General features: G+C 67.8%; 6 protein-coding genes. All 6 read left to right on the forward strand.

Features of this window, described 5'->3' with window-relative positions; translation table 11 throughout:
• Positions 1–35: 35 nt before the first annotated feature.
• A complete protein-coding gene (locus OEX18_10425; GenBank protein ID MDH4337672.1) occupies positions 36–746 on the forward strand; it encodes a 16S rRNA (uracil(1498)-N(3))-methyltransferase in 711 nt (236 codons plus the stop codon).
• 78 nt (positions 747–824) lie between these two features.
• Positions 825–1,265, forward strand: a complete 441-nt coding sequence (locus OEX18_10430) for a GatB/YqeY domain-containing protein (protein MDH4337673.1) — start codon at positions 825–827, stop codon at positions 1,263–1,265.
• Positions 1,266–1,270: 5 nt separating this feature from the next.
• Positions 1,271–1,810, forward strand: coding sequence for a CvpA family protein (locus OEX18_10435; protein ID MDH4337674.1), 540 nt, complete (start codon positions 1,271–1,273; stop codon positions 1,808–1,810).
• 56 nt (positions 1,811–1,866) lie between these two features.
• The gene (locus tag OEX18_10440) at positions 1,867–4,233 is read left to right on the forward strand and encodes a Smr/MutS family protein (protein MDH4337675.1); all 2,367 of its coding nucleotides are present in this window, start codon (positions 1,867–1,869) and stop codon (positions 4,231–4,233) included.
• Positions 4,234–4,235: 2 nt separating this feature from the next.
• Complete coding sequence (gene dnaG, locus OEX18_10445) at positions 4,236–5,984, forward strand: DNA primase (protein ID MDH4337676.1); 1,749 nt, start codon at positions 4,236–4,238, stop codon at positions 5,982–5,984.
• 5 nt (positions 5,985–5,989) lie between these two features.
• Positions 5,990–6,607 (forward strand): hypothetical protein (locus tag OEX18_10450; GenBank protein MDH4337677.1); only part of this gene is annotated, 618 nt, incomplete at its 3' end.

A 6,607-nucleotide genomic window follows, 5' to 3' on the forward strand; every position in this document is an offset into this window, starting at 1 on the left:
TGCCCGTGCGGCCGGGCGTGCGCGGAATGGGCCCCATGAGTGCACACACGTTTTCTTTCTACCTGCCGGGAATGACAGCGGACGACACCCGGGTGAGCATCGCTGGCGACGAGCACACGCATCTCAAGCGCGTACTGCGCGTTCGCAGCGGGGAGACCATCCGCGTCACCAACGGCAGGGGACTCATGGTGATCGCCACGGTCGATGAGGTGCAGGATCGCGCCACCCTGGCGCGTGTCACCGCCGTCGAGTCCGACGCTCCGCCCGGGCGCCGCCTGGCGTTGGCGCTTCCGCTCCTGCAGCGCGCGCACTTCGATGCGGCGGTTGCGCAGTGCGTGGAGGTGGGTGTCACCGAATTCGTGCCGGTTCATGCGGAGAGGTGCCACGTGCGGGTGTGGACGCCCGCGCTGGCGAAGCGGGTGGCGCGCGTGGCGGTGTCGGCGATGAAGCAGTCCGGGCGCGACTGGTTGCCACCCGTGCGGCCCGCGCTGGATGTCGAACGGCTCGTGGCCACGTTCGACGGATACCAATCCGTGGTGCTGGCCGATGCCGGCGGGGAACCCCTGGCGCCGGGAGCCGTGCGCGGCCACACGCTCGCCATCGTGGGGCCCGAGGCCGGTTTCTCGGAGCGCGAGACCGACCGCCTGCTTGCCGGCGGTGCCCGGCGGGTGGCGCTGTCGCGCCAGCGGCTGCGGGCCGAAACCGCGGCCACCGTGCTGGTTTCGCTTCTATCCCTGCCGGGCTGACCGGCGGCGCGGGACACCGCCGCGTGCGGGGGAAATTGACACCCGGCAGCCTATCTCCTACACTGCGAAGAGGTTAACATGATCACCCAGAAACTGACCGAAGACATGAAAGTGGCTATGAAGGCCGGCGACAAGCTTCGCCTGAGCGTGGTTCGCATGCTCCTCTCCGAACTCAAGAACGAGCGCATCGCCCAGGGCGAGGACCTCGACGAGGCGTCCGAGCGCAAGGTGCTCACCGGCTATGCCAAGAAGCGCCGCGAGGCCATGGAGGCCGCCCGCGCGGGCGGGCGCGAGGAAGTCGCCGCGCGCGAACAGCAGGAGCTGGACATCACCATGGCCTACCTGCCCCCTCAACTGAGTGAGGCGGACCTGCGCGTTGTGGTGCGCAAGCACATCGAGACCGCGGGCGCCACGGGCCCGCAGGCCTTTGGCGTGGTCATGAAGTCGGTGATGGCGGAGGTCGGCGGGCAGGCGGACGGCAAGGTGGTTTCCGCGCTGGTGCGGGAGTTGATGGGCTGAGGCGGATGTCGGACGTTACCGTCGTGAACGTCGTGCTGCTGGGGATGCTTGCCATCGGTATGATCACCGGCGCAATCAAGGGGTTCACGCGGCAGGTGATCGAACTGGTCGGCCTGGTGGTGTCGTTCTTCGTCGCCGCCGTCATCGCGAGCTGGCTTGCATCGCAGATCGCGGAGTTCACATCCATTCCGCACACGCCGTCGCTCGTGATCGCGTTCATCGCCGTGTTCGTGGGTGGGATGGTTGCCTTTCACTTTGTGGCCATCTCCGCCCAGCGCATGATGCACATGACGCTGCTGGGTATCATCGACCGCTTCGCCGGCGCCGCCCTGGGCCTGGTGGCCGCGGTGCTGGTGACGAGTGTCGTCACCACCGTGCTCCTCGAACTGCCCATTCCCGACGACCTGCGTTCCGGACTCGAAGACTCGTCGGTGTGCGCGTTCGTGCAACCCGTTGCGGGCTGGCTCTTCGAGGCCGTCTTTCCGCAGGAAAGCGGACATATCGCGGCTGGAATCGCGATGCGCGCCGCCGCGTCTCCCGTCTGACGGGCGCATTCCCTGACTCACAATGTTCGCGGGCACTCCGCCCGCGCAGGATCCGCATGACCGTTCAGTCACCGCCCTTCGACCATGCCGCCCGGGTACTCGGGCTCCACGACGTGTTCGCGCTGGTCGCATCCGCGTGCGTGAACGCCGGCGCGCGCGCTGCCGTCACCGGCCTGCGCGCCACCAACGACGCCGATGCGATCCGCACGTCGCTGGGCGAGATCGACGAGTACCGGCGCATGCGCGAAGACGCCGGCGACATCGCCATCCCCGACACGTCCTATCGCGGGGCGGTGGCGGAGATCGCCGGGGGCGCCCGCGGCAGCGGCGAAGCGTTGCGGCGCATCGGTGAGGGCGAGCGGGCCATTGCACAGCTGCGACGCGCGGTGGCGGCCGCGGGGGAGTCGTTTCCGGCGCTGGCCGCGATCGCCGCCGGCGCGACACCCAACGAGACGCTGGTAGCGGAGATCGACCGCGCGCTCGATGCCGAGGGAGAGGTGCGCGACGACGCAACCCCCGCCCTCAAGGCCATCCGCCGCGACATCCGTGCGGCACGCAACAGCCTGCGCGAACGCGCGGAGCGCATGCTGGGCGAGATCGGCACGGAAGCGCATGCCACCGTCATGGGCACGCGTCACGTGCTGGTGGTGCCGCGCGGCCGCGTCAAACGCGGCTCGGGGCTGGTGCACGGCGCCTCGCAGACCGGGGGATCGTTGTACTTCGAACCCATGGCGCTGCTGGATCTCAACAACGAACTCGAAACGCGTCTCGCCGACGAACACGAAGAGATCGACCGCATCCTACGCGCGTTGAGCGATCGCGTGCGCCAGGCGGCACCGGCCATCACCGCCAACGCGGACGTGGTGGAACGGCTGGACGCGTTACGCGCCAAGGCGGCGTTCGCGGCGCGTTTTGGCTGCATCACCCCCGACATCTCCGGCGGTGACACCCCGCGCCTGCACCTGGTGCGCGCGCGGCACCCACTGCTCACGCTCGCCCTGAACCGGGCCGGTTCGCTGGCGTCGCAGGTGCCGCTGGATCTCACCCTGGAGGGCGGGCAGCGCCTCATGGTGATCACCGGTCCCAACGCGGGCGGCAAGACGGTGGCGCTCAAGACGGTGGGGCTGCTGGTGCTGATGCTGCAGTGCGGCCTGCCGGTTCCGTGCGCGCATGGCAGTGAACTGCCGTTGTTCGAGCGCGTGCTGGTGGACATCGGCGACGAGCAGTCCCTGGAGTCGTCGCTTTCCACCTTCACGTCGCACCTCTCCCACCTGACGCGCATGACGCGGCTGGCCAATCCGCGCGTGTTGTGTCTGGTGGATGAAATCGGGGACGGCACCGATCCCGACGAGGGGGCCGCCATCGCCATCGCAACGCTGGAGCGCCTGCTCGCCTCGCGGGCCGCGGTAATCGCGACGACCCACTACGGGCGCATCAAGACGTTCGCGCTGGAGACCGCCGGCGTGGCCAACGCATCCATGGCCTTCGCGGAGGAGACGGCGCAACCGCTGTTTCGTCTATTGCAGGGAATCGCCGGGCGCAGCCGCGGCATCGACACCGCGCGGCGCACCGGCTTCGACGCGGAACTGGTGGGGCGCGCCGAGGCGATTCTGGGCGGCGACGCGTTCCGCCTGGAGTCCGCACTGGCGCGGCTGGAGAAGAGTTACGCGGCGATGGAGCGAGAACGCGAGGCGCTGGAAACGGAGCGCCGCGAACTCGAGAAGCTGACGGCATCGGCGCAGGAAAAGGAGCAGGCGTTCTCCCTCACCAGGAAGGAGGCTTCGCGCAAGGCGGCGCGCGAGGCGGAGGAGATGCTGGCGCAGACGCGCCGCGAGATCGAGGACATCGTGCGGCAGTTGCGTGAGCGCGCGGCGGACAAGGCGACCATCCGCGAGAGCCGCCAGCGCGTGGAACGATTGATGGGCGACGTGCGCGCGCGCGCGCGCGACAGCGAACCGGCGGCAGACGCGCTGGCGTCGGTGGCGGTGGGGGACCGCGTGTCGCTCAGCCCGGGTGGCAAGCCCGCGGGCGTGGTGGTGGAGGTGGTGCGCAAGAGCGCGGTGGTGGACATTGGCGGCAAGCGCATCCGCGCGCGCATCGGGAAGATCTACCGCGCCGCCGCGGATCCCGTACACAAGGCACCGCCGCCGCCGGCCGTCGGTGTGGATTACGAACCGGTGGGTGAGACCGAGGTGCACGTGCGCGGCATGCTGCGCGAGGACGCCCTGGAGATCGTGAGCCGCTTCATCGACCGCGCGGTCCTCTCCGGCCTGCGCGAGGTCAAGGTGGTGCACGGCCGCGGCGAGGGAATCCTCTCACGCGCGGTGCGCGAAGAGCTCCGCCGCGACCCGCGCGTGGCGTCGTTCCGGTTTGGCGATCCGATGGAAGGGGGAAACGGCGTCACCTTCGTGACGCTGCGCTAGCCATGGCCATCCCCCAGAACATCATCGACCAGGTGCGCGACCGCTCCGACATCGTCGAGATCGTCGGGCAATACGTGGACCTCAAACGCGCCGGCACGGGCTACAAGGGCCTGTGCCCGTTCCACCAGGAGCGGACCCCGTCCTTCAACGTCAATCCGGAGCGGCAGGGCTATCACTGCTTCGGGTGTGGCCGGGGCGGGAACGTCTTCCAGTTCCTGATGGAGATGGACGGCGTCACCTTTCCCGAGGCGGTGCGCGAGCTCGCCGAGCGCGCGGGCATCGAGGTGGAAACGAAGCCGGCGGAGGACGAGCGTTCGGAGAACGACGCGCTCTACAAGGCCAACACGTTTGCGGCGCGCTATTATCACCGCATGCTGGTCAATTCGCCCTCCGCGGAGAAGGCGCGTGCTTACCTGCTGGGCCGCGACATACCGCGTGAGGCCTGGACGCGTTTCGGCCTCGGGTTTGCACCTGCCAGTGGCGACGCGCTGGTGCAGGAGGCGCGCCGGCAGCGGATCCCGCCCGAGACACTCCTGAAGCTCCGTCTCATCGCGGCGCGCGAGGGACGGACGGGTCACTACGACTACTTTCGCGACCGGGTGGTGTTTCCCATCATCCAGCCCGGGGCGCGGGTGGTGGGCTTCGGGGCCAGAACGCTGGGCGACGGGGAGCCCAAGTACCTCAATTCGGCGGAGAGCGCGATCTTTCTCAAGCGGCGGACCTTCTACGGCCTGGACCGGGCCCGCGACCCCATCCGAAGCCACCGCTTCGCGGTCATCGTGGAGGGCTACACGGACCTGATCCGGCTGCACCTGGTGGGAATCGACAATACCATCGCCACCTGCGGGACGGCGCTCACCCGCGACCACGCGGAGAAGGTCCGGCGGCTCACGCGCCGGGTGGTGCTGATGCCCGACGGCGACGACGCCGGGGCCATGGCGGCGATGATCTCGGGGGCGCTCCTGATGGCGGAAGGGGTGGAAGTGGGTATCGCCCGCCTGGACGCCGGCCTGGACCCGGATTCTGCCGGTAAGGCGATGAGCACGAAGGAATTAGAAGAACTGGTGGGGAGTCCGTTGGAATATTTCCAGTACCTTGACTATACTATCCAACATCAGCAACCGTCGGCGCGCGAACGCGAAGAAATCATTAGACGTATCGTCTCCGCGATCGCCCAGTCAGACGACCCGCTCCGGGGGGATGTATTGGTGGGTGAGTTGGCGCGCGTCGTCGGGGTGGAGGCTTCGGCCCTGCGCAGGCTGCTGCGGCCCTCGGGACGGCCGGCTCCCGAGACTCAGCGGACGGGATCGACGGGAAGCCGGACAGGTTCAACGCGGTGGGCGCTCGAACGGGTGGTGATGCGGCTGGTCATGGAAGGCACTCCGACAGCGCTCGACGCCCTGGACGCACTCGATGTCGAAGATTTCTCAGACGAAGATAACCGCAAGTTCTATAAACTACTTGACTCAGCCCGGGAGGCCCATATTGATTTGAGGGGTCGCGACTTCCAACGTCTGGCGGCGGAGAGCGGGCTCGAGGACTTCGCGACGGAGATCTCGCTGGTGGCCGTCCCCCCGGGCAACGTCGAAACCCTGCAGAGGGACCACATCAAAGACTTGAAGAGGCGCCGGATCGAAGACGAGTTGGACCAGCTTCGTGAAAGCCTTCTCAATTTGCCCGCCGAGAGCGATGAAACGATCTCGGTGACTGAACTCATACGTAGACTCGAGCAAGCGAAGAGAGAGTTGTAGGAAGAATGACAAGAGCTGCCAGCAAGACCAAGAGCAAGAGCAAGGCCACAAAGGCCGCGGGGACGAAGGCCCCGCGTCCGCCCCGCGCCGCGTCGACCGCCTCCGGAAACGACCGTTTCTCCGGGGTGCTCAACGACATCCGCCGCATCGCGGAGGACAAGGGGTTCGTTCTCAACCAGGAGATCGAAGCCCTGGTGAGCGACGAGTTCTCCCCGGACGACATCATCGTCCTCTACGACCGCCTCAGCGAGGAGAAGATCGACTACTTCGACTCCGCGGAGAAGGCGCGCCTGAAGATGGAGGCGCGCAAGCGGCGCGAGGAGAAGGACGAGCAGAAGGCGGAGGAAGAGGTCAAGGCGGTAATCCGCTACGACGATCCCGTGCGCATGTACCTGCGCGAAATGGGCAAGGTGCCGCTGCTGGATCGCGAGGGCGAGGTCGAAATCGCCAAGCGCATCGAGCAGGGACAGATCCTCATCGCCAAGGCGGTGTTCTCGCTGGATTCGCCCATCCGCGAACTGCAGCGGCTGGCGCGCGTGGTGGAAAAGGGTGAGATGCGCCTCGACGAGGTGGTGCAGGTGGAGACGGGCGGCCTCGCGCCCTCGTACAGCGGCAAGAAGGAG

The sequence above is a fragment of the Candidatus Krumholzibacteriia bacterium genome, from assembly GCA_029865265.1.
In the GTDB taxonomy this organism is placed as follows: domain Bacteria; phylum Krumholzibacteriota; class Krumholzibacteriia; order WVZY01; family JAKEHA01; genus JAKEHA01.

Coding starts and splice junctions, on each gene's coding strand:
- OEX18_10440 (MDH4337675.1), top strand. CDS start 1,867: ATGACCGTTCAGTCACCGCCCTTCGACCATGCCGCCCGGGTACTCGGG.
- dnaG (MDH4337676.1), top strand. CDS start 4,236: ATGGCCATCCCCCAGAACATCATCGACCAGGTGCGCGACCGCTCCGAC.
- OEX18_10430 (MDH4337673.1), top strand. CDS start 825: ATGATCACCCAGAAACTGACCGAAGACATGAAAGTGGCTATGAAGGCC.
- OEX18_10435 (MDH4337674.1), top strand. CDS start 1,271: ATGTCGGACGTTACCGTCGTGAACGTCGTGCTGCTGGGGATGCTTGCC.
- OEX18_10425 (MDH4337672.1), top strand. CDS start 36: ATGAGTGCACACACGTTTTCTTTCTACCTGCCGGGAATGACAGCGGAC.